General features: G+C 66.7%; 21 protein-coding genes and 1 pseudogene. 13 read left to right on the forward strand and 9 right to left on the reverse strand.

Annotation, left to right across the window (positions count from 1 at the left end; all coding sequences use genetic code 11):
- Nucleotides 1-3 precede the first annotated feature (3 nt).
- A complete protein-coding gene (locus SY91_RS20005; protein ID WP_006479092.1) occupies nt 4-951 on the forward strand; it encodes a LysR family transcriptional regulator in 948 nt (315 codons plus the stop codon).
- Between the two features lie 110 nt (nt 952-1,061).
- On the opposite strand, the gene SY91_RS20010 is transcribed toward SY91_RS20005, so the two are convergent.
- Both SY91_RS20010 and SY91_RS20015 read right to left on the reverse strand, forming a co-directional pair.
- Nucleotides 1,062-1,364: a DUF4148 domain-containing protein gene (locus SY91_RS20010; RefSeq protein WP_185921322.1), complete on the reverse strand. Its 303-nt coding sequence runs from the start codon at nt 1,362-1,364 to the stop codon at nt 1,062-1,064.
- Nucleotides 1,365-1,586: 222 nt separating this feature from the next.
- Nucleotides 1,587-2,729, reverse strand: a complete 1,143-nt coding sequence (locus SY91_RS20015; protein WP_011694731.1) for a porin — start codon at nt 2,727-2,729, stop codon at nt 1,587-1,589.
- Nucleotides 2,730-3,068: 339 nt separating this feature from the next.
- On the opposite strand from SY91_RS20015, the gene codA reads away from it, so the two are divergent.
- The 5 genes and pseudogenes from codA to SY91_RS20040 form a co-directional block, all read left to right on the forward strand.
- The gene (gene codA, locus SY91_RS20020; RefSeq protein ID WP_023475707.1) at nt 3,069-4,310 is read left to right on the forward strand and encodes a cytosine deaminase; all 1,242 of its coding nucleotides are present in this window, start codon (nt 3,069-3,071) and stop codon (nt 4,308-4,310) included.
- Between the two features lie 165 nt (nt 4,311-4,475).
- Nucleotides 4,476-5,810: a chloride channel protein gene (locus SY91_RS20025; protein ID WP_006479088.1), complete on the forward strand. Its 1,335-nt coding sequence runs from the start codon at nt 4,476-4,478 to the stop codon at nt 5,808-5,810.
- A gap of 255 nt (nt 5,811-6,065) precedes the next feature.
- Nucleotides 6,066-6,377, forward strand: coding sequence for a helix-turn-helix transcriptional regulator (locus tag SY91_RS20030; RefSeq protein ID WP_319000886.1), 312 nt, complete (start codon nt 6,066-6,068; stop codon nt 6,375-6,377).
- The gene (locus SY91_RS20035; RefSeq protein WP_006479086.1) at nt 6,374-7,633 is read left to right on the forward strand and encodes a type II toxin-antitoxin system HipA family toxin; all 1,260 of its coding nucleotides are present in this window, start codon (nt 6,374-6,376) and stop codon (nt 7,631-7,633) included. The genes SY91_RS20030 and SY91_RS20035 overlap by 4 nt, the downstream gene beginning before the upstream one ends.
- Nucleotides 7,624-7,722, forward strand: a pseudogene (locus tag SY91_RS20040) (TIGR00366 family protein); the annotation flags it as partial. The gene SY91_RS20035 and the pseudogene SY91_RS20040, both read left to right, overlap by 10 nt.
- 63 nt (nt 7,723-7,785) lie before the next feature.
- Here the strand turns inward: SY91_RS20040 and SY91_RS20045 are convergent.
- From SY91_RS20045 to SY91_RS20060, 4 genes are all read right to left on the reverse strand, one after another.
- The gene (locus SY91_RS20045; protein ID WP_023475708.1) at nt 7,786-9,114 is read right to left on the reverse strand and encodes an MFS transporter; all 1,329 of its coding nucleotides are present in this window, start codon (nt 9,112-9,114) and stop codon (nt 7,786-7,788) included.
- A gap of 222 nt (nt 9,115-9,336) precedes the next feature.
- Nucleotides 9,337-10,269: a 3-keto-5-aminohexanoate cleavage protein gene (locus tag SY91_RS20050; protein WP_006479084.1), complete on the reverse strand. Its 933-nt coding sequence runs from the start codon at nt 10,267-10,269 to the stop codon at nt 9,337-9,339.
- Nucleotides 10,270-10,304: 35 nt separating this feature from the next.
- On the reverse strand, nt 10,305-11,111 hold the full coding sequence (locus SY91_RS20055; protein ID WP_006479083.1) for an SDR family oxidoreductase: 807 nt from the start codon (nt 11,109-11,111) through the stop codon (nt 10,305-10,307).
- A 73-nt stretch (nt 11,112-11,184) separates the two neighbouring features.
- A complete protein-coding gene (locus tag SY91_RS20060) occupies nt 11,185-11,895 on the reverse strand; it encodes a GntR family transcriptional regulator (protein WP_023475709.1) in 711 nt (236 codons plus the stop codon).
- Nucleotides 11,896-12,181: 286 nt separating this feature from the next.
- Here SY91_RS20060 and SY91_RS20065 point away from each other — a divergent pair, with 286 nt between their 5' ends.
- Both SY91_RS20065 and SY91_RS20070 read left to right on the forward strand, forming a co-directional pair.
- Nucleotides 12,182-12,682, forward strand: coding sequence for a type VI secretion system amidase effector protein Tae4 (locus SY91_RS20065; protein ID WP_011547753.1), 501 nt, complete (start codon nt 12,182-12,184; stop codon nt 12,680-12,682).
- Nucleotides 12,679-13,131 carry a type VI secretion system amidase immunity protein Tai4 gene (locus SY91_RS20070; protein ID WP_006479081.1) on the forward strand — a complete coding sequence of 151 codons (453 nt, stop codon included), beginning with the start codon at nt 12,679-12,681 and terminating at the stop codon, nt 13,129-13,131. Before SY91_RS20065 ends, SY91_RS20070 begins: the two co-directional genes overlap by 4 nt.
- 54 nt (nt 13,132-13,185) lie before the next feature.
- Here SY91_RS20070 and SY91_RS20075 read toward each other — a convergent pair whose 3' ends face one another.
- Nucleotides 13,186-13,977 (reverse strand): IclR family transcriptional regulator, encoded by a 792-nt coding sequence (locus tag SY91_RS20075; protein ID WP_023475711.1) that lies wholly within the window; start codon nt 13,975-13,977, stop codon nt 13,186-13,188.
- Between the two features lie 160 nt (nt 13,978-14,137).
- Between SY91_RS20075 and SY91_RS20080 the strand changes: the two genes are divergently transcribed.
- The 5 genes from SY91_RS20080 to SY91_RS20100 all read left to right on the forward strand — a co-directional run bounded on the left by SY91_RS20080 (nt 14,138) and on the right by SY91_RS20100 (nt 18,537).
- Entirely contained in the window at nt 14,138-14,914 is a 777-nt protein-coding gene (locus SY91_RS20080; RefSeq protein WP_023475712.1) for an ABC transporter substrate-binding protein, read from the forward strand.
- Nucleotides 14,915-15,002: 88 nt separating this feature from the next.
- On the forward strand, nt 15,003-15,659 hold the full coding sequence (locus SY91_RS20085; RefSeq protein ID WP_023475713.1) for an amino acid ABC transporter permease: 657 nt from the start codon (nt 15,003-15,005) through the stop codon (nt 15,657-15,659).
- The gene (locus SY91_RS20090) at nt 15,656-16,411 is read left to right on the forward strand and encodes an amino acid ABC transporter ATP-binding protein (protein ID WP_023475714.1); all 756 of its coding nucleotides are present in this window, start codon (nt 15,656-15,658) and stop codon (nt 16,409-16,411) included. The genes SY91_RS20085 and SY91_RS20090 overlap by 4 nt, the downstream gene beginning before the upstream one ends.
- Nucleotides 16,408-17,718, forward strand: coding sequence for an NAD(P)/FAD-dependent oxidoreductase (locus SY91_RS20095; protein WP_023475715.1), 1,311 nt, complete (start codon nt 16,408-16,410; stop codon nt 17,716-17,718). Before SY91_RS20090 ends, SY91_RS20095 begins: the two co-directional genes overlap by 4 nt.
- A 78-nt stretch (nt 17,719-17,796) precedes the next feature.
- Nucleotides 17,797-18,537, forward strand: a complete 741-nt coding sequence (locus tag SY91_RS20100) for a class I SAM-dependent methyltransferase (protein WP_006479075.1) — start codon at nt 17,797-17,799, stop codon at nt 18,535-18,537.
- Between the two features lie 24 nt (nt 18,538-18,561).
- Here the strand turns inward: SY91_RS20100 and SY91_RS20105 are convergent, their stop codons facing one another.
- The gene (locus SY91_RS20105; protein WP_006479074.1) at nt 18,562-19,983 is read right to left on the reverse strand and encodes a cytochrome-c peroxidase; all 1,422 of its coding nucleotides are present in this window, start codon (nt 19,981-19,983) and stop codon (nt 18,562-18,564) included.
- 94 nt (nt 19,984-20,077) lie between these two features.
- Nucleotides 20,078-21,751: a phospholipase C gene (locus SY91_RS20110; RefSeq protein ID WP_023475717.1), complete on the reverse strand. Its 1,674-nt coding sequence runs from the start codon at nt 21,749-21,751 to the stop codon at nt 20,078-20,080.
- Between the last annotated feature and the right edge of the window lie 6 nt (nt 21,752-21,757).

The raw sequence follows: 21,757 nt of genomic DNA on the forward strand, positions 1-21,757 counted from the left end.
GGAATGGATACGCTACAAAACATGCGGGTGTTTTCGCGCGTCGTCGAGACGGGCAGTTTCACCGCCGCCGCGCAATCGCTGAATTCGACGACGGGCGCGATGTCGCGCGCGGTGTCGGAGCTCGAGGCGCGCCTGCGCACCCGTCTGATGAATCGCTCGACGCGCCGTCTCGCGCTCACGTCGGCCGGCGAAAGCTATCTGCGGCGCTGCCGCCAGATCCTCGCCGACGTCGACCGCGCGGAAGAAGAGGCGAGCTGCGCGCACGAGCGCCCGGCCGGCGTGCTGCGCATGCACAGCTTCGCGAGCGTCGGGCACCACTACGTATTACCCGCGCTGACGCGCTATCACGCGCAATTCCCGGACGTGTCGATCGAGCTGTCGCTGTCGCAGCGGATGCCCGACCTGTTCGACGGCACGAGCGACATGGCCGTCGTCACCGCATCGTCGCTGCCTGATTCGGAGCTCGTGTCGCACCTGCTCGGCTCGACGTTCAGCATTCTGTGCGCATCGCCCGACTACGTGAAACGGCATGGCGTGCCGGCCCGCCCGCAGGATCTCGCCGCGCACGCGTGCTTGACGCTATGTACGCCGGCGTTCCCGACGCACGAATGGGTGCTCGAAGGGCCCGACGGCGTCGAGCAGATCCACGTCGCCGGGCCGGTGCAGACCAATACGGCCGAATCGCTCGCCCTCGCGATCCGCGACGGCATCGGGATCGGCATGCTGCCGCTGTATTCGGCAATCGACGCGCTGCGCGACGGCACGCTCGTCCGTGTGCTGCCCGCGCATATCCTGCAGAAGATGAACGTGTATGCGCTGTACCCGTCGCGCCGCTTCGTCGATGCGAAGGTGCGGACCTGGGTCGAGATGCTGCGTGCGCAGGTGCCGACGATGATCGCGCGCGACGTCGAGATGCTGAACGCGATCGACCGCGAACCGCAGGCCGCCTGAACGCAGGCCGTCTGAAACCCGCTCGCGCATCGGCGCGCGGCGGGTTGCTTCATGCAAACACCCGATACGCATCGCTCGCCACGCATGCGTGATGCGAGCGACGCGCATCGTCACAGCGCGGGCCTGGCCGCCGCGCCCGATTCGGTGGCCGGCTCGCCGGCCGGGCCGTAGGCGGCCCGCGCCGCTTTTCGCTCGGCGAGACGTTTCGCCTGCAGCCGTTCCTGCGCCGCGAGGATGTCGTCCGGATAGTTGCCGATTTCACCGCGCGCCGGGTTGTAGCCGACCGATTCGAGATCGATCAGCTCCTGCAGCACCTGCGCGCGCGTGACGGGCGACTTCGCCTGCTGGGCGAACGACAGGGCCGGTGCGGCGAGCAGGACGGCAGCGGCGGCGGTAACGACGAGCGATTTCACGTGGTTCTCCTGAATACGGGGTGGGTGGCCGGATCGACACGCCGCACGCGATGCGCGGCTCCGACCTTCGACGTCAGTCTACGCAGCAGGCCGATGCGCAAACACCCCGAATCCAGGAGGGCTGCCTTCCAGAAGCAACAACATTGGCGCGGTCGCCCGCACCGGGCGAAACCGTGAGCGCACACGGGCGCCGTGCATACGGGCGACGTCGCGCGCTACCGGTCAGAACCGCGTGCGCATGCCGATCGTGCCGACCACCTGGTTCGCCGTGCTCGATGCGCCGCCCGACGTGTTGATGAACGCCTGGTAACCACGGCCCGACGCGTGCTGAAACATGGCTTCCGCGTACAGGTCGGTGCGGCGCGACAGCTTGTACACGGCCTGCAGGTTCGCCTGATGCCATTTCGGGTCGGTGCCGTGCTTGCTGTCGGGATTCGACACGCTGGCGTCCGTGTACACATAGGCCGCGCCGACGCTGACGGCCGGCGTGACCGCATAGCGCACGTTCACGTCGTAGTTGTTGAACGCGATCTGGCCGCTCGAGCCGAACGCGCCCGTGTTGTCGTACTGCGAGCGCGTGTAGACGAAGCCGACGGTCGCCGGGCCGAACACGTAGCTGACGCCGCCGCCGTACGTGCGCATGCGGTCCGAGCCGATCGACCAGCCGCCCTGGTTCAGGCTCTTCGCTTCGGCCGAATCGGTCGCGCCGGGGCTCGCGCTCGTCGAACCCTTGGTACCGTTCATCTGCAGGTACGCACCGGCCAGCTTCAGCGGGCCGTTCGTGTAGCTCGCGGCCACGCTGTATGCGCGGTTCGCGCTGAAATTCGCCGAGTTGGAAAACGCGTACAGCGCGCCGACCTTGAAGCCCGCGATCGTGTCGCTCGTGTACTTGACCGCGTTGTTGATGCGCAGCGAGTGGTTCAGGTTGTCGTTGTCGAACGGATGCGCGAAGCCCGTATCGCCGAAATCGCCGGACGTCGCCGACAACGGCGCGACGAAGTCGACCATTGTGTCGTACTGGCGACCGAGCGTCAGCGTGCCGTAGCCGGCCCGGCTGAGGCCGACGTACGCGTGCCGGCCGAACAGCTTGCCGTCCTGGCCGAGCCCGCCGTTGTTCGCGTTGAAGCCGTTTTCGAGCACGAACAGCGCCTTCAGCCCGCCGCCGAGATCCTCGGTGCCGCGCAGGCCGAAGCGGCTGCCGTTGATCGTGCCGGTCGTCATGCGCCACTGCGACGCGCCGTTCACGTTGTTGGTATAGGCGATGCCGGCGTCGATCAGGCCGTACAGCGTGACCGAACTTTGCGCGTGGGCGAGCGGCGTGAGGAGTGCGGCGGCGCCTGCGCCGGCGATCAGGGTTTTTTTCATCGGAAAGCTCCTGCGGGTGGGACTGGAAACCAAAGTTCGGCGCAAGTATAGGAATGCGCGGCACGCGCACGGCCGTCCGGGCCGCGAGCGCACTGTTCCAGATCCGACAAGCATCCTTCACAAAACTGACACGACGCGGCGCGCACACCCTGGGCAGGCGATTCCTGCGTGGCGGGCGGCCCTCGGCTTCCGCCCGGTACAGCCTGGTTGTCGTGTCGATGCAACATGCGTGACACGTGCGCGCATCGCTGCTTTTCCTCCATACTGGCCGTTCGGACCACACGGCCGCCGACGCAGATCGCGCGATCGTGTCAATGCAGCACGACAAGAGGCCTCCCCATGAACCTGTTCAACGTACGTCTGCGCGGCCGCGACGGCCTGTTCACGATCGGCGTCGATGCCGGCAAGATCGCGCGGATCGATGTGCAAACCGCGCCGATCGCGTCGACGAACCCCGACCATATCGACGGCGGCGGCCGTCTCGCGATTGCGCCGCTCGTCGAGCCGCATATCCACCTCGATGCCGTGCTGACGGCCGGCGAACCCGCGTGGAACATGAGCGGCACGCTGTTCGAAGGCATCGAGCGCTGGGCCGAGCGCAAGGCGACGATCACGCACGAGGACACCAAAGCGCGCGCGCATGCGGCGATCGGCATGCTGCGCGACCACGGGATCCAGCACGTGCGCACGCACGTCGACGTGACCGATCCGACGTTGGCCGCGCTGAAGGCGATGCTGGAAGTGAAGGACGAGGCGCGCGGGCTGATCGATCTGCAGATCGTCGCGTTCCCGCAGGAGGGCATCGAATCGTTCGACGGCGGCCGCGCGCTGATGGAGCAGGCGATCGAGCTCGGCGCGGACGTCGTCGGCGGAATTCCGCATTTCGAGAACACGCGGGAGCAGGGCGTCAGCTCGATCCGCTTTCTGATGGATCTCGCGGAACGCACGGGCTGCCTCGTCGACGTGCACTGCGACGAAACCGACGATCCGCATTCGCGCTTTCTCGAAGTGCTCGCGGAAGAAGCGCGCGTGCGCGGCATGGGCGCGCGCGTCACCGCGAGCCACACGACCGCGATGGGTTCGTACGACAACGCGTATTGCTCGAAGCTGTTCCGGCTGCTGAAGCGGGCGGGACTGAACTTCATCTCGTGCCCGACCGAGAGCATTCACCTGCAAGGGCGCTTCGACACGTTTCCGAAGCGGCGCGGCGTCACGCGCGTCGCGGAACTCGACCGGGCCGGGATCAACGTGTGCTTCGGGCAGGATTCGATCAAGGACCCGTGGTATCCGCTCGGCAACGGCAACATCCTGCGCGTGCTCGATGCGGGCCTTCATATCTGTCACATGATGGGTTACCAGGACCTGCAGCGCTGCCTCGACTTCGTGACTGACCACAGCGCGACGACGATGCATCTCGGCGATGGCTACGGCATCGAGATCGGGCGGCCGGCCAATTTCGTCGTGCTCGACGCGGACAGCGACTACGAGGCCGTACGCCGGCAGGCGAAGGCCACGCTGTCGATGCGCCACGGGAAGGTCATCATGCGGCGTGAGCCGGAGCGCATCACGTATCCGGATTGACGCGGAAGGCGGGTCATCGCGGCCCGCCGGCCCTCATGTATTCAACAAATGCATGAGTCGATTCGAAAAATACGTTTGTCTCATGAGAGGCGGGGGCCTACGATGCGGTCCTGATGACGGCATGCAGCGTGCGCGCCGCCTTTTCGATCCTCGTTCGCCGACCCCATGCGCCTCGATCTTCCATCCGCTCCCGCCGCTTCCTCGCCCCCCGTCAGCCCGTTCGCGCGCATGGCTGTCGTCACGGTCCTGACCGGTATCGGCGCGGGTCTCGGCGGCATGCTGCTCGCGTTGCTGCTGCATGCGATCCAGCACCTCGCGTACGGCTACGGCATCGCGCACGTGATCGGGTCCGAGAGCTTCCTCAGTGGCGTGACCGGCGCCGAACCACTGCGTCGGCTGGCGGTGCTGACCGTCTGCGGGATCGTCGCCGGCGGCGGCTGGTGGGCGCTTTACCGGTATGGCCGGCCGCTCGTCAGCATCCGTCGCGCGGTGCGCGCGGCCGATCCGCGGATGCCGTTCGTCAGTACGACGGTTCATGCGCTGCTGCAGATCGTCACCGTCGCGCTCGGCTCGCCACTCGGCCGCGAAGTCGCGCCGCGCGAGATCGGCTCGCTGCTCGCCGGGCGGTTCGCGCATGCGGCGCGACTCACGCCCGACGATTGCCGGCTGATGGTCGCGTGCGGCGCCGGCGCGGGGCTCGCGGCCGTCTACAACGTGCCGCTCGGCGGCGCGATCTTCGTGCTCGAGGTGCTGCTCGGCACGTTCGAAATGCGTGCGCTGATCGTGGCGGTCGTGACGTCCGCGATCGCGGCGATCGTCGCGTGGCTCGGCCTCGGCAATGAGCACCAGTACACGGTGCCGGCGTTCGTGCTGAGCACACCGCTGGTCGCATGGTCGATCGTCTGCGGGCCGCTGTTCGGCTTCGCCGCGTACGGTTTCGTGCGGCTCACGACCCGCGCGCGGGCGAACGCGCCGAAGGACTGGCGGCTGCCGGTGTTCGCGCTGCTCAACTTCGCGGTGATCGGCGTGCTCTCGATGGGGTTTCCGCAATTGCTCGGCAACGGCAAGGGGCCGGCATCGCTGGGCTTCGACGGCACGCTGACGATCGGCCTCGCGGCGGTGCTGCTCGTGCTGAAGGTGCTGATCGAGGCCGGCAGCCTGCGGGCCGGCGCGGAAGGCGGGCTGCTGACGCCGGGCCTCGCGAACGGCGCGCTGCTCGGGGTCGTGCTCGGTGGACTGTGGAGCATCGTGTGGCCGGGCGCATCGCTCGGCGGATGCGCGCTGATCGGCGCGACCGCGTTTCTGGCCGCGTCGATGCAGATGCCGATCACGGCCGTCGTGCTGCTGCTCGAATTCACGCGCGCGAATCACGACTGCCTCGTGCCGATGCTGCTTGCCGTGGCGGGTTCGCTTGTTGCGTACCGGTTCGCGCAGCGGGTGGCGGAGCGGCGAGCGACAGCGATCGCAGCCGTCAGCACGCCGGAGGCGGTTGCTCGCTAGCGGGCTCACGCCAGGGCCCGTATACGCATCGATGCGCGCGGCGATCCATCCACGACATGGCGTATCTGGAAGGCGTCCAGTGGGCAGGGGAAGAGCGTGCATCGCTCACGCATCAATTCCGTTTTGAAGTGGATTATCCGCGAAAATATCAAAATAAGACCCAATGTGTGGGAATTAAAGTTCCTGCATGCATCTCTCCTATAACTCTATAATATTGTGAGTTACGAGAGATATGGCGCGGGAAGACCCACTATGCTGGAATTAAATTTTCGCAAGCCCGATGAAATCGTCACACTGCTTTGCGCGAGGCTTCGCACGGAGCGGCTGGCGTTGCAATTGACGCAGAGCGACGTAGCCGCGCGTGCCGGCGTCGGTTCCAATACCGTGTCCAATCTGGAAGCCGGACGCAATGTGAGCCTCGAGACGGTAGTTCGTGTAGCCATGGTCCTGGGACGTAGCAAGGAACTCGAAGGATTGTTCCTGCCGAAGCTCGATAGCCTGGAAGACGTTCATCGGTATGAAAAAAGTGCCAAACGTCAGCGCGTCAAGAGGGGCAACCAGAAATGATCGAGCGGATCGATGTCTACTACGACGGCTGGGGGGAGCACTGGCTGTGGGGATCGATGGTTTCTACGACGGCGATCACGGGGCGCCCGTTGATCGTATTCGAATATAGCGATGACGCGCGCAAAAGGGGGCTGGAACTGTCGTCTTATGCGCTCCCATTGCATGGGGCGAGGCTGCGCAAGGACTTTCCGTCCCACCAGCTAGGATTGCCCGGCCCAGTCTATGACGCGCTGCCCGACGGATGGGGCATGTTGCTCATGGACCGCTTGTTCAAACGCCGCGGTCTCAACGCGGCACGCATCGGGCCGCTGGAGCGGTTGGCTTACATTGGCAACCACGCAATGGGCGCCATGTCGTTCGAGCCGGTCGCGGTCGAGATCCAGGCACCGCAGCCGGATATTCCTCTCGACCGGCTCGCGGCCGAGGTACAGGAAGTCCTCAACGGTGAGGGCGGCGAATTCCTTCATCAACTGCTGCAGGTGGGCGGCTCTCCGCAAGGTGCCAGGCCGAAGGCCCTGGTCTATCGTGATCCGCAGTCCGGCGTTTTTACCACGGCCGCGGTGGCGGGTTTTGACGCGTGGTTGGTCAAGTTCCCGGCTCGGCAAGAGCATCCCGAGGTGTGCGCGATCGAAATGGTCTACGCCGAGTGCTTGCGCATGTGCGGCATCGAGACCCCGGACACGCTGCATTTCAATTTGCCTGACGGGATGGCGGCATTTGCGTCCCGGCGTTTCGATCGACGGGACGGTCTGCGCGTGCCCATGCAAAGCGTTGCCGCGTTTACCGGTGCCGATTACAAAACGCCGGGGGCGCTGGACTACGTGAACTTCTTGCGTGCGACTCACATGTGCACCAACGACGTACGCGAGAAGGCGCGGGCGTTTGAACGGGCTGTCTTCAATGTCGCGTTCAACAATCGCGACGATCATCCGAAAAACTTCGCTTACGTCATGTCGCGATCCGGCCAGTGGAAACTCGCGCCGGCCTACGACGTGACATTCTGCGAGGGGCCGGGCGGTTACCACCAAATGGACGTCATGGGCGAGGCGCTGCGGATCGACCGGGCGGCATTGCTCGGACTGGCAAAGGAAGCAGAGCTTTCCGCAGCCGTTGCCAGCGACATGATCGACGGAATGTGCGGAGTAGCCAGCCAGTTCTCGGCCATTGCGAAGCGCCGCTACGAGGGGATCATCACAGAAGACACGCTGACGGACATTCAGCGTCGAATCGACGAGAACGTTGCGCTGCTGCGCTAGGGCTCGGCGTGCGCGACATCATGGGGTATTGCGTGACGACGCTGCTGTTCTCGGGCGTGGTGTTTGTCGCGGAGATGCATCTATTCTGACGGAGCGAGGCGAGATGCGGCCGGGGCGAAACCCGCATCTCGCCAGCCTGAATCTCGCTGTCTTCAGCCGCGCGACCGCACGTCGGCGTGCTCGTGCCCGTGCCGCAACGCGAGGCTCGCGAACGCCGCGACGACGAGCGCGGCCGCCAGCAGCGTCAGCCCGTTCTTCGCATTGCCGGTCGCCTGTTCGATCGCGCCGACGACGGTCGGCCCGACGAAGCCGCCGAGCAACCCGCACGTATTCACGAGCCCGAGCCCGCCGGCCAGCGCGCTGCCGGCGAGCCGCGACGCCGGAAACGTGAACACGATCGACTGCACGACGAAGAACATCGATGCCGCGACGCACACGCAGAGCAGCCCCGCCAGCGGCGACGCATGCGCGGCGCCGACCATCCCGGCGGCCATGACCACCAGCCCCGCGCACAGCATCCGGCGCGAATGACGCGACTCGCGGGCGAAGCGGGGCAGCGTCCCGGCGCCCAGCGCGGCGGCGAGCCAGGGCAGCGACGTCAGCAACCCGACCGCGACCGGCGAGAGCCGCCCCGACGCGCCGATGATGCCCGGCAGGAAGAAGATCACCGTGTAGATGGTCAACTGGTGGCAGAAGTACACGAAGATCGCGAGCCAGATCTGCGGGTCGCGCAGTGCGGCGCCGAACGCATGGCCGCCGTGCGCGGCGACGCTCGCGTCCTGTTCGGCGGCCAGCTTGCGCTCGAGCGCGCGGCCGGTTTCCGGGGCGAGCCACGGCGCGGCGCTCGGACGGTCCGGCAATCGCGTCCACACGACGAACGCGAGCAGGATCGCCGGAATGCCTTCGACGACGAACAGCCATTGCCAGCCGTGGAAGCCGAGCGTGCCGTCGAGCTCGATCAGCGCGCCGGCGAGCGGCCCGCCGACGATGTTGGCGATGCACACGCCGAGCAGGAAATAACCGGTGGCGCGCGCACGTTCCTCGCGGCCGAACCAGTACGTCAGATACAGCATCACGCCGGGAAACAGGCCGGCTTCGGCCACGCCGAGCAGCAGGCGCATCACGTAGAACGACGTCTCGCCGCGGACGAACGCCATCGCGACCGACAGCGCGCCCCACGTGATCATGATCCGCGTGATCCAGAAGCGCGCGCCGACGCGATGCATGATCAGGTTGCTCGGGATCTCGAACAACGCGTAGGTGAGAAAGAACAGCCCCGCGCCGAGCCCGTACGCGGCCGATGAGATGCCGAGATCGACGCCCATCGAGTGTTTGGCGAACGCGATGTTGGTGCGGTCGAGAAAGCTGATCACATAGGCGGCGATCAGCAGCGGCATGAGTTTGCGGAACAGCAGCCGGTTCAGCGACGCGTTCGCGTCGCCGGCGGCGGAAGACAATGCCTGAGCGTGATGAGTGGACATGCGGACGACTCCGGTAAGAGCGAACCGGCGCGCACGGCAAGCACGGCGCGCCGCGTTCGGCAAATGCCGCTGCGATGCAGGCAGCGGATGGGCAGTCGACGGAGCCGCGCCGGCGGCGCTCGCATGGAGCGGGGCGATCAAGGGCGTCCTGGCACCGGCCGGCTCGGGCCGGCGCCTTGTCACTGCGCTTGCGGGTTCTGGTGTTGGGGTGCTACCCGGCGGTCAGAAATTCACCGCGTCGCCGCCCTTGAGCGCGAGCATCGCGCGCGCCTCGGCCGGCGTCGCGATCTCGAGCGACAGGCCTTCGAGCACCTGGCGCATTTTCAGGACTTGCGCGGCGCTCGATTCCGCGAGCTTGCCGGGCGCGATCCACAGCGAATCCTCGAGCCCGACGCGCACGTTCGCGCCTTGCGCGGCGCCGATCGTCGCGAGCGGAATCTGGTTGCGCCCGGCGCCGAGGATCGACCACACGTAATCGCTGCCGAACAGGCGGTCGGCCGTCCGGCGCATGTGCATCAGGTCCTCCGGATGCGCGCCGATCCCGCCGAGCAGGCCGAACACGCTTTGCACGAAGAACGGCGGCTTCGCGAGCCCGCGATCGACGAAGTGCGCGAGGTTGTACAGGTGCGAGATGTCGTAGCACTCGAATTCGAACCGCGTGCCGTTCGCGCCGCAGCGCGTGAGGATCGTCTCGATGTCCGCGAACGTGTTCTTGAACACGAGATCGCGGCTTTTCTCGAGATGTTCGCGCTCCCACGGATGCTTCAGCTCTCGGAAGCGCTCGAGCATCGGGTACAGCCCGAAGTTCATCGAACCCATGTTCAAGGACGCGACCTCGGGCTGGAAATGCAGCGCCGGCTGCAGCCGTTCGTCGACCGTCATGTGCGGGCTGCCGCCCGACGTGAGGTTGATCACCGCGTCGGTCCGCGCCTTGATGCGCGGCAGGAACTCGGCGAACACGGCCGGGTCCTGCGTCGGCTTGCCGTCGGACGGGTTGCGTGCGTGCAGGTGCAGGATCGCCGCGCCGGCCTGCGCGGCCGCGACCGCGGCCGTTTCGATTTCGTGCGGCGTCACGGGCAGGTACGGCGACATCGACGGCGTATGGATCGCGCCGGTCGGCGCACAGGTGATGATGACTTTGCGAGCGTTTGCCACGGATGGATTCCTTTCGATGAACGATGCAGGAGGCGTCAGAGCACTTCGACGTTGCCGCAGACGGAGATCGCCTGCCCGGTGATCCCGTGCCCGCCCGGCGAACACAGGAACAGCGCGGTCGCGGCGATCTCGGCCGGATCGGTCATGCGCCGCAGCGAGATCTTCTCGAGATAGCGCTGCTCCATTTCGTCGTAGCCGATGCCGAGCTGCTGCGCGCGCGCCTCGATCACACGGCGCATCCGCGGGCCGCGCACGATGCCGGGCTGGATCGCGTTCACGCGGATGCCGAGCGGCCCGAGTTCGATCGCGAGACTTTTCACGAGGCCGACCACCGCCCATTTGGTCGCCGCATACGGTGTGCGGAACGCGTAGCCGAGCCGGCCGGCGACCGACGACAGCGCGATGATCGCGCCGCCGGGTTTCGACTCGCGCAGCAGCGGCACCGCGCGGCGCGCGAACTGGAATTGCGCGTTCAGGTTGATCGCGACGGTCTGCTCCCACTGCATGGGGTCGATTTCGTCGATGCCGCCGGTCGGGCCGGCAATGCCCGCGTTGTTGACCAGCACGTCGAGGCCGCCGAGCCGGGTCGACACGTCGGCGAACACGCGCTCGACGGCGGCCGGGTCGGACACGTCGGCCAGCGTCGCGCTGATCGCGCCGGTCGCGGCACGCGGCGGCCGATCTGCGAGCGCCGCGATCGCGGCTTGCGACGCATCGCACACGTGCACGCGCGCGCCGCATTCGGCGAACGCGTCGGCGATTTCGAGGCCGATGCCCGACGCGCCGCCGGTCACGAGGACGCGCAGGCCGTCATAGGGTTTCAGCAGGTCGGAAGCTGTCATGCCGGGTTGTCTCCATCTTTGGTGTTGTGGAATGACGGCCGCTCGCGTGTCGGGCGGCCGTGGCAGGCGGTCGCTACGGTTTCGCGTTCACGCTCCGCGGCGTCTGTTCGGCCCGCAGCGTCTCGGCGAGATCATGCGCGGCGCCGCCGATGTCGAGCGCGATGCCGGCCCGCACGCCCGCGCCGTCGCGCCGTTCGAGCGCATCGACGATCGCGCGGTGCGCATCCATCGAGCGCCGCATGTGCGGGATGTCGAGCGCGACCATGTTGAGGAACGGGCCGACGCGCATCCACAGGTTCTCCACGATCGCGAGCGTGTTTTCGCTGGCGCCGTGCGCGTAGATCGCACTGTGGAACGCGAAATTGCTTTGCAGGTAGGCACGCGAGCGGCCGGCCTCGGCGTGTGCCTGCATCGTCTCGCAGGTCTTGCGCACGGCCGCGATCTGCGCGTCGGTCATCCGGGCGCACGCGCGTTCGGCGATGCAGCCTTCGAGCGCGATGCGCACGTCGCGGAGTTCGTCGAGCATGTCGAGCGTCATCGGCGGGACGACGAGCGCGCGATTCGGGCCGTCGACCAGCGCGCGTTCGGCGCGCAGCCGCGTGAGTGCGGCCCGCACGGGCATCGTCGACGAGCCGACCGCCTCGGCGACGCTGCGCAGGCTCAGCGCCTGGCCGGGCGCGAAACGGCCGCTCATCAGCGCTTCGCGCAGTTGCTGATAGACCTTGTCGGCCATCGTTTCCTGTTCGATGACTTTCAGTGCGGGCGGGACGATGCGTGGCGGCAAGGCGGGGCTCCTGAGTTTGATCTGCGATCTGTGATCACACTGGCGATGTGCGAAGTTTTGTCGATCGGGGCGGCGGAGTCAAGGCGAACGGGATCGGGGAAAACGAGGGGTGAAGCAGAAGACGGATCGGAGTCCGACAAGCCGACGTCCTTACAAAAAACTTTCACGCCGTGCATCATGACGCCCTGATTCGGTGGATTCGAAGGTTCTCGGTGCACATGAGCCGTCGCGAGTCTTCGATGCGCTTACCCTCGAGTCGAATTCATTTCAACAACAAGGAGCCAAAGTGAAACGACCATCATTTGCCGTTGCATGGGCGGCATCTCAGCGAATCTACGACCCGGCAAATTCCGGTGAGCGCGTTGCGAAAGTGATAGGTGGATACGTCGAGAAGAACGTCAACAATCCGAATCCGACAGAGCGATGGAGCAATACTTGCGCGGTGAGGATGAGTTATATCCTGGGTGAAGCTGGCATGGTGATACCGCGAATCCCCGAGCAAACGGTATCGGGCAGAGACAATCGGCAATACTTTTTCCGTGTCAGGGATTTGATTCGTTTTCTCGAGCAACGCTGGGGGAAGGCTGAGGGCGTCAAATACCCGCCGTCGAACGGAGGGCCACTTGCGGGTCGGCAGGGCGTCCTCCTGTTCGAGGTGTCGGGGTGGAGCGATGCACAGGGCCACGCCACGCTGTTTAACGGGCGGACGTGCTACGACCATTGTTACTTCAACGAACCGGGCGCGCGGTATCGTACCGATCGCGCAAATTTTTGGAGCCTGTCATGAGGGGAGTCCGGATCGCTGCCGCGTTGGCGTGCATCGCGTTTCAACCGACGATGGTCGTGGCGAAGGACGTCGCACAAACATCGCCCGAGGCCGGCTCACGAACTTACCTCCAGAACTTCAAGGACATGGCGCTCGCGGAGTGCCTGGCTGCCGCATACAAGCAGGCGCCCGGCGCGAGCAAGGACATCGGCAGCAGCATCAGCGCGTTGCGCGACTGGACCTACTACGACATGGAACGTGCGCCGGACGTCATTCATGCGCTGGTTGCGAAGTATCTGGCTCGCGACTATCGGAATCCGGTCGTCGAATCGGAAGTCGCGGATGTGAAGTTCGACTTCCTGAAGTGCATCGACCTGTATCACGGCAAGGAACTGGACGCTGCAGCGAAGCAGCTCGTATCGCGTCCGAACCGTACCTATCGAACCGAGCATCCGCCCAAGCCGCAGTAGCGATCGAACGCCGTTGCGCGATGCAACGGCGCGCCGTATGCCGTTTCGTCGACGCTATTCAAGCGTCCGGATCGAATTGCTGATCCCGCGCGCGCAGTCGATCACCGCCGGCGCGAGCTTGCGGCGCGCGTCGTCGAACGTCCAGCGGCTCGTCGGCGCGACCACGTGCACGGCCGCGACCGGCTGCCCCTGACTGCCGAGCACGGGCGCGGCAATCGACATGTCGCCGATGAACAGTTCTTCCTGGTTGGTCGCGTAGCCTTCGCGCCGCGCGCCATCGAGCAACGCGACGAGATCGTCCAGCGCCGTGACCGTGCGCGGCGTGTGCGGCGTACGCACCATGCCGTCGAGCCGCGCGCGTGCGTCGCCGGGTGGCAACGCGCTCAGGAACGCGCGGCCGCTGCCGGTGCAGTACATCGGGATACGGCTGCCGATCGGCATGTGGATCGGCACGAACTTCGTCGACACGAAACGCGCGACGTACACCATTTCGTCCTCGTCCGGCTCGGTGAGGTTGGTGGTTTCGCCGGTCAGGTTCGTCAGCTCGGACAGGAACGGATTCGCGACGTCGATCAACGTATCGGCCGCGAGATAGTTGAAGCCGATCCGCATCACGTGCGGCGTGAGCTGATAACGCCGCGTGACCGGATGCTTGCGGATGTAGCCGAGCTTCTCGAGCGTATAGACCATCCGCTGCGCGGAGCTTTTCGTCATGCCCGCCGCGTCGGCCACTTCCGCCAGCGTCATCGTGCGCCGCTTCGCGCTGAACGCGCGCAGCACGTTGAGCCCTTTTTCCAGCGACTGGTTGAACAGCAGATCGTTTGCTTGGTCGGACGACGTTTCCATGGCGAGGGGCGAGATCGATTCGATATCGCATCATATCGTATCGAATATCGATACGCAAAAATCTATTTGCGATGTTTTTGATTCGTTTTAAGATCAAGCCATCGTCGCAGTGTCGATCAGCGACCGGCCGGCGCCCCGGATTATTCGAGAAGGAGTCACCATGGTTCCATTCATCAAGCGGTTCGGCGCACTGGCCGCCGGTTTCGTCACCTGTGTCGCACTCTCCACGGCTTCGGCGAGCGGCGTCGCCGCCGAGCCCACGCTGAAGGTCGGCGCGACGGCCACCGGCGTGCCGTTCACGTTTCTCGACGTCAAGAGCAATTCGATCCAGGGGATGATGGTCGATGCGATCACCGCGGCCGGGAAGTCGGCCGGGTTTCGCGTCGACGTGCAGCAGACCGTGTTCTCGGCGCTGATCCCGTCGCTCACCACGCAGAAGATCGACATCATCTCGGCCGCGATGCTGAAGACGCCGGCGCGCCAGCAGGTCGTCGATTTCTCCGACACCGTCTACTCGTTCGGCGAAGGCCTGATCGTGAAGGCCGACGATCCGGGCCGCTATACGTCGATGGACGATTTCAAGGACCAGGTGGTCGGCGCGCAGGTCGGCACGGCATTCGTCGATGCGCTCAACAAGAAGGGCATCTTCAAGGAAGTCCGCACCTACGACTCGATCGCCGACATCATGCGCGACGTCGCGCTCGGCCGTATCAAGGCCGGCTTCGCCGACCAGCCGATTGTCGCGTACCAGATCGAGCACGGCGTCAATCGCCAGGTGCGGCTGGTACCCGAATACCAGAGCGTCGTGAAGGGTCAGGTGTGCTTCATCGTGCGCAAGGGCGACAACGCGACGCTCGAACAGCTCAACGGTGCGATCCGCAAGATGAAGAGCGACGGCACGCTGCAGCAGATCCTGCAGAAGTGGCACATGAGCTGAGCGTCGGCGCTCGATTCCCGACCGGCAACGCCCGCGCGTCGCGGGCATCCCCAGCGGCGTGCCGTTCGGACGTCGCATAGGAGACCTCATGTTTTTCCAGAACGCGATCGATTTCCTGCCGATCCTGCTGAAGGGCGCGGTGGTCACGATCGAGATCACCGCATGCGCGTTCGTGCTCAGCTCGGTGCTCGGGCTGATCCTCGCGTTGATGAAGGTGTCGCGCAATCGTGCCGTCGCGACGGCCGGCAGCACGATCGTCAACGTGATCCGCGGGCTGCCGATCATCGTGCAGCTGTTCTACATGTACTTCGTGCTGCCCGATCTCGGCGTGCAACTGTCGGCGTTCCAGGCCGGCGTGCTCGGCCTCGGCATCGCGTATTCGGCGTATCAGGCCGAGAACTTCCGCGCCGGCATCGAGGCGATCGACCGCGGCCAGATCGAAGCCGCGCATGCGATCGGCATGCGCGGCCCGATGATCATGCGGCGCGTGGTGCTGCCGCAGGCGTTCCGCATCGCGCTGCCGCCGTACGGCAACACGCTGGTGATGCTGCTGAAGGATTCGTCGGTCGCGTCGACGATCACGGTCGCGGAAATCACGCGTGCCGGCCAGCTGATCGCATCGTCGACGTTCCAGAACATGAGTGTCTACACGCTCGTCGCGCTGCTGTATCTCGCGCTCGGCCTGCCGCTGATGTTCGGCGTGAACCGGCTCGGCAAGCGGCTCGCACTGAGGAGGGGCGCATGATCCGGATCGATTCCATCCATAAACGGTTTCAGCAGCACGCGGTGCTGAAGGGCGTGAGCCTCGACGTGCAGCAGGGTGAAGTCGTGTGCCTGATCGGGCCGTCCGGTTCCGGCAAGTCGACCGTGCTGCGCTGTATCAACGGCTTCGAGACCTACGACGAAGGGTCGATCACGATCGACGGCGTGACGGTCGACGCGCATTCGAAGCGGATTCACGAGCTGCGGATGCGGGTCGGCATGGTGTTCCAGCGCTTCAACCTGTTTGCCCACCGCACGGCGCTCGAGAACGTGATGGAAGGGCCGGTGCACGTGCGGCGCGTGCCGGCCGCGCAGGCGCGCGAGCAGGCCCGCGCGCTGCTCGACAAGGTCGGCCTCGCGCACCGGATGAACGCGTATCCGTCGGAGCTGTCGGGCGGGCAGCAGCAGCGCGTCGCGATCGCGCGTGCGCTTGCGATGGAGCCGCAGGCGATCCTGTTCGACGAGCCGACGTCGGCGCTCGACCCCGAACTCGTCGGCGAAGTGCTGGGCGTGATGCGCGGGCTGGCCCGCGACGGGATGACCATGGTGGTCGTCACGCACGAAATGGCATTCGCCCGCGAGGTGGCCGATCGCGTGTGCTTCCTGCACGACGGCACGATCTGCGAAAGCGGGCCGGCACGCGCGGTGCTGACGCAGCCGAGCCATCCCCGCACGCAGGAATTCCTGCGTCGCCTGCTGGCGTCGGACGGCGCCGACCACCCGGATCGAACATGAGCGCAACGAATGCGGCACCCGGACGGCCCGACGCGCAGTGGCCGGATTCGCTGTGGGCGGCGACCGCCGCGCCGGCACCCGATACGCCCGCGCTCGACGCGTCGGTGTCGTGCGACGTGGCGATCGTCGGCGCCGGCTTCACGGGCCTGTCGACCGCACTGCATCTGGCCGAACGTGGCATGAACGTTCGCGTGATCGATGGCGCGCAGCCGGGCTGGGGCGCATCGGGCCGCAACGGCGGGCAAGTGATTCCCGGGCTGAAATACGACCCCGACGAACTGGTCCGCCGGTTCGGCGACGATGCCGGCGAGCGGCTTGCCGGCATCGTCGGCGGCGCGGCCGATACCGTGTTCGACCTGATCGCGCGGCACGCGATCGACTGCGATGCGCGTCGCGAGGGGTGGATTCAACCCGCGCCGACCACAGCGATGCTCGACACGGTTGCACGCCGTGCGCAGCAATGGGCGGCGCGCGGCGCGCCGGTCGACGTGCTCGGCCGGGACGACGTCGCGCGACGGCTCGGTACGCCAGCGTATGCGGGCGGCTGGATCGATCGCCGTGCCGGCAGCGTGCAGCCGCTCAGCTATACGCGCGGTCTCGTGCGGGCAGCTCAGGCGAGCGGGGCGGTCGTGCACGGAGCGACCCGTGCCGTCGGGCTGACACGTGCCGACGGCCGCTGGCGGGTCGCGACGTCCGGCGGCGCGACGCTGTCGGCCGAGCGCGTCGTGATCGCGACCAACGGCTACACGGACGGGCTGTGGCCCGGCTTGCGCCAGTCGGTGATCGCCGCGAACAGTTTCATCGTCGCGACGGAGCCGCTCGCACCGGCGCTCGGCCGCGACATCCTCGCCGGCGGCGAGGTCGCATCGGATGCGCGCCGTCTGCTGCTGTACTTTCGCCGTGACGCGGCCGGCCGCCTGCTGATGGGCGGCCGCGGCCCGTTCGCCGAACCGCGCGCGCCGAGCGACTGGCGCCATCTCGAACGCGCGACGACGCTGCTGTATCCGCAACTGAAGGGCGTCCGGTTCGAATACCGCTGGGCGGGGCGCGTCGCGATCACCGCGGATTTCCTGCCGCACGTGCACGAGCCCGCGCCGGGCGTGACGATCGCGCTCGGCTACAACGGCCGCGGCATCGCGATGGCGACGACGCTCGGCAAGCATCTGGCCGCGCATCTGTCGGGCGATGCGCAATTGCCGCTGCCATTCCGCGTCACGCCGATCCGGCCCATTCCGTTGCACGGGCTGCAGCGCTTCTATATCGCGGCCGGGGTCGCGTGGTATCGGTTGCTCGACAGCCTGTCCTGACCTACCTGTGACGGCAGTCGCCATCCGTCATCCGATCGGGCAGAATCGGCCTGCCCAGTTTCGACCGACGGATACCGCATGACCGAACCGAACGACCCGAACGAATCGCCCGGCCGCCGCGCTTACGCGAGCTTCGCGCAACGCTATGCGGACCTCGCGCCGACGAAGGCGCACAACGCGCTCTACGAGCGGCCGGCATCCATGGCGCTGCTCGGCGACGTAGCAGGCCTGACGGTGCTCGACGCCGGCTGCGGGCCCGGCATCTGCAGCGCGCATCTCGCCGGTCACGGCGCGACCGTGCATGCGTTCGACGTGACGCCGGAGATGGTTGCGCTCGCAAGGACGCGTTGCGCGGGCCTGCCGGTCGACGTCAGGGAAGGCGACCTGGAGGCGCCGCTCGCGTGGCTGCCCGACGCGTCGGTCGACAAGGTGCTGTGCTCGCTCGCGCTCGACTACGTGCGCGATCTCGCGCCGACGCTGCGCGAATTCCGGCGCGTCGCGCGGCCGGGCGGAACGCTCGTGTTCTCGATGGCGCATCCGATGCGCGACTGGATGGACGAACGCACGCGCGGCGACGGTACGTATTTCGACACGTCCCGCTTCGGTTTCCACTGGTCGGGGTTCGGCGAGCCGAAGCCGTACGTCGAAGCGTGGCGGCGGCCGCTCGCCGACATCCTGAACGCGGTCGCCGACGGCGGCTGGCGGCTCGAGCGCTTCGTCGAACCGACGCCGCTGCCGGAAATGAAAGCCGTATCCGAACGGCTCCACGCGGAGCTGTCGCTGGCACCGGCCTTCCTGTGCATCCGCGCGCGCTGCTGACCCGGCGCGGCGCCCGGCCGGCGCTCAGTGCTGCGCCGGGGCGTCCGTCAGCGTGCCGAGGAACGCTTCGATATCCTTGATGTCCTGCGCCGTCATCGCGGGTTTGTCGCCCGGCTTGCGATCGAACGGCGCATCGGTCACGTCGACGTTCGCGCGATATTTCGGCGGAATGTCGTCGTATTCGTCGACCTTGCCGTCCGCGCCGCGCGAATAGAACTTCTGCGGCGAGATGCTGCGCTCGTTGTAGAACGCCATCACCTGGTCGAGCGTGTGGAATACGCCGTTGTGGAAGAACACGTGGCGTGTCGCCGAATTACGCAGCGTCGGCGTCAGGAACATCCCGCAATACTGTGTCTGGTCCTTCAGGTCGTCGCGGAACGGCCCGCACACGCCGAGATCGTAGAACGCCGGGTTGCGGTTCTGCGCGAGCGCCCGGTTGCGCGGCGCGCCGAGCGCCTCGTACTGGTAATCGGTAAACATCGGCGGCAGCCCGTCCTTGCCGGGCTTCGACAGGTGGCAGCCCGCGCAATTCGCCTTGTCCGGATCGTTGAACAGGCGCAGCCCGCGCAGTTCGGCCTGCGTGAGGCGCGCGCGGCCTTCGAGCCAGCGGTCGTACTTGCTGTCGTACGGATGGAACGACGGATCCTCGACCTGATAGCGCGCGATCGCGAACATCGCTTCCGACACCGCGAGCTGCGGCGTGGAGAACACGCGCGCGCCGAACAGCTGCTCGAATTGCGCGCGATGCGACGACTGCGCGAGCTTGCGTGCGACGTCGTCGACGCTCGCATTCGCCATCTCGACCGGATTCAGCAGCGGGCCGAACGCCTGTTGCTGCAGCGTATCGGCGCGGCCGTCCCAGAACATCCCGCCTTGCGGCACGAGCTGCGGCGCGGCCGACGTACCGGCCACCTTCTGCGCCTTGACGACGCCGGCCGCCGCCGTGGCCTGCTGCGCGACGCTCGGCGCGGCGTCGTTTTCACCGGCGTCGGGGCCGATGCTGAAATTCGGCTGGCGGTACAGGTACATCAGCGACGGCGGCGGACGATAGCCCTGCTGCGTCATCGCGAGGCCGCCCGGTTGCACGTCGAGCGCATTCGGTGGGCCATACGCATGATCGGGACTATGGCACGACGCGCACGACTGCTTGCCCGATGCGGACAGCGACGGATCGTGGAACAGCGCGCGCCCGAGCTGCGCGACCGCCGACAGCGGCTGCGCGGCGGGCCGCTGCAACACGACCGGATGCGGATTCGCGCCGGTCCAGTCGGCGACCACGGTGCCGATCGCCGCCGGCACCTGGGCGGGAAACGCGATCGCGAACGCGCCATAGCCGATCACGGCCGCGCCTAGCACGAACGCCACGCGGCGCAGCAAGCGGGAAGGGGCGCGCGGCACGGGCGTGCCGGAGGCGTCGGGGGACGGAAAGGCGGGGCGAGCTGTCATGCTGTCGATCGAAAATCGGGCGTCGCACGAAGCGACGCGTTAAATGGAAACGGCCGGCGCGTGATGCGCCGGCCATGCGGTCATGCCGTGACGGTCAGATCGCCGGAGCCGCGCTCAACGCGGTGCCGAGCGTCGGGTCGAGATACAGCGGCGTCGTGTTCGGCTTCGACGTGAAGTCGAACAGGTTGCGCAGGTCGCCCGCCGTCGCATCGAACGAGCCGCCGCCGATCCGCTGGCCGCCGAGCCAGTTGTCCTCGATGAAGCGCACGACGGACGACTGGTCGAGCATTGTGTGATCGACGTAGTTCTGCTTCGCATACGGCGAGATCACGACGAGCGGAATACGCACGCCCGGGCCGCAGCGGCCGTTCACGGTCGCGCCGTTCACGCCGGTGGTGCCACCCGTGCCGCACTTGCCGGCGCCGTTGAGCTGGTCGACCGGGTCCGACGATGCGTGCGTCGGCGCCGTGTACACGTGGTCGTACCAGCCGTCCGAGTCGTCATAGGTGACGATCACGGCCGTGTTCTGCCAGTCCGGCTGCTGCTGCAGGAAGTTGACGACCTTCGTCACGAACGCCTGCTCATCGAGCGGATCCGAATAGCCCGCATGCCCGTCCTGCGCGGCCGGCGCCTTCAGGTAGCTGACCGACGGGAAGTTGCCGGCCTTCACGGCGGCGAAGAAGTCGTCGGTGTCGTACTGGTGGTTCGCCGGTTCGGCCGTCTTGCCGTCGGTCTGGACGCTCGAGCCGATCGCCGCGATCGAGCTCGGGCGCGTGTGTTGCGGGTTCGCGGTCGACGCGTAGTACTGGAACCAGTTGTGGTGCGGGATGTAGTCGGCCGTCGCGGCGTTCACGGCGGTAGCGACCGTGCTGCGCGCGCAGCCCGTCGTGCCGTTGCCGTTCGTCGTCGACAGGTTGAAGCCGCCCATGAAGCCGCCCCACGTGATCTTCGCGGCATTCAGCAGGTCGCCGATGTTCTTGCCGGTCATCATCGCCTGGTCGGTCGTGCTCGAACACACGTCGAAGCCCGGATCGACGTCGTTGATCATCGTGAGGCCGCCCTGGCCGTCATTGATGTAGTACGAGCTGGCGGCGAGCGTCGACGGCTGCTTCGACGTCTTGACGATCTGCATCCCGTTGGTCTGCCCCGCGACGACGTTCAGCGCACCCGGCGTCGACGGCCCGTAGCCCGTCGTGAACGTGTTGTCGCTCATCGCGAAGCGCTGCGCGTAGTTCCACAGCGCGGTCACCGTGTTGCCGTCGAAGTAGCCCATCACCTGGCCCTTCGTGCCGAACGCGCCGGCGCCGCCGGACGAGCCCTTGCCCGTGTACTTCGGGAACAGGTCGGCGAGGCCGTTGTCCTCGGCCTGCTGTTCGGCCGTGTACGCGTGGTTCTGGTCGGCGGTCGCGGCCTGCGTGCGGTCGAGGCGGAACGGGTTCGCCGCGTCGGTGCCGTTGGCCGTGTTCGTGAAGTTCGGGTTCGCGGTGAGCAGCGTGCCCGTCAGGCCGTTCGGCGTCGGCGTGCCGGATTTGGCGGTGAACGCCGGTTCGCCCGACGGGTTCGTCGCGTTCGGGTAGGTGCCGAAGTAGTGGTCGAACGAGATGTTTTCGCCGTAGATCACGACGACGTGCTTGATCGGCGTGGCGGTCTGCAGCGCATCCTGCGACGAGACGACGGGCGCCGGCGTGGAATCGTCGCTGCCGCCGCAGGCGAACAGCGCAAGCGTGGCGCCGGCGCAGGCGGTGACAAGCAAGGCTTGACGGAACATCGGAAA

This window comes from Burkholderia cenocepacia, from assembly GCF_014211915.1.
In the GTDB taxonomy this organism is placed as follows: Bacteria; Pseudomonadota; Gammaproteobacteria; order Burkholderiales; family Burkholderiaceae; genus Burkholderia; species Burkholderia orbicola.

Coding starts and splice junctions, on each gene's coding strand:
- SY91_RS20005 (WP_006479092.1), top strand. CDS start 4: ATGGATACGCTACAAAACATGCGGGTGTTTTCGCGCGTCGTCGAGACG.
- SY91_RS20015 (WP_011694731.1), bottom strand. CDS start 2,729: ATGAAAAAAACCCTGATCGCCGGCGCAGGCGCCGCCGCACTCCTCACG.
- codA (WP_023475707.1), top strand. CDS start 3,069: ATGAACCTGTTCAACGTACGTCTGCGCGGCCGCGACGGCCTGTTCACG.
- SY91_RS20025 (WP_006479088.1), top strand. CDS start 4,476: ATGCGCCTCGATCTTCCATCCGCTCCCGCCGCTTCCTCGCCCCCCGTC.
- SY91_RS20035 (WP_006479086.1), top strand. CDS start 6,374: ATGATCGAGCGGATCGATGTCTACTACGACGGCTGGGGGGAGCACTGG.
- SY91_RS20045 (WP_023475708.1), bottom strand. CDS start 9,114: ATGTCCACTCATCACGCTCAGGCATTGTCTTCCGCCGCCGGCGACGCG.
- SY91_RS20055 (WP_006479083.1), bottom strand. CDS start 11,111: ATGACAGCTTCCGACCTGCTGAAACCCTATGACGGCCTGCGCGTCCTC.
- SY91_RS20070 (WP_006479081.1), top strand. CDS start 12,679: ATGAGGGGAGTCCGGATCGCTGCCGCGTTGGCGTGCATCGCGTTTCAA.
- SY91_RS20075 (WP_023475711.1), bottom strand. CDS start 13,977: ATGGAAACGTCGTCCGACCAAGCAAACGATCTGCTGTTCAACCAGTCG.
- SY91_RS20080 (WP_023475712.1), top strand. CDS start 14,138: ATGGTTCCATTCATCAAGCGGTTCGGCGCACTGGCCGCCGGTTTCGTC.
- SY91_RS20085 (WP_023475713.1), top strand. CDS start 15,003: ATGTTTTTCCAGAACGCGATCGATTTCCTGCCGATCCTGCTGAAGGGC.
- SY91_RS20090 (WP_023475714.1), top strand. CDS start 15,656: ATGATCCGGATCGATTCCATCCATAAACGGTTTCAGCAGCACGCGGTG.
- SY91_RS20095 (WP_023475715.1), top strand. CDS start 16,408: ATGAGCGCAACGAATGCGGCACCCGGACGGCCCGACGCGCAGTGGCCG.
- SY91_RS20100 (WP_006479075.1), top strand. CDS start 17,797: ATGACCGAACCGAACGACCCGAACGAATCGCCCGGCCGCCGCGCTTAC.
- SY91_RS20105 (WP_006479074.1), bottom strand. CDS start 19,983: ATGACAGCTCGCCCCGCCTTTCCGTCCCCCGACGCCTCCGGCACGCCC.
- SY91_RS20110 (WP_023475717.1), bottom strand. CDS start 21,751: ATGTTCCGTCAAGCCTTGCTTGTCACCGCCTGCGCCGGCGCCACGCTT.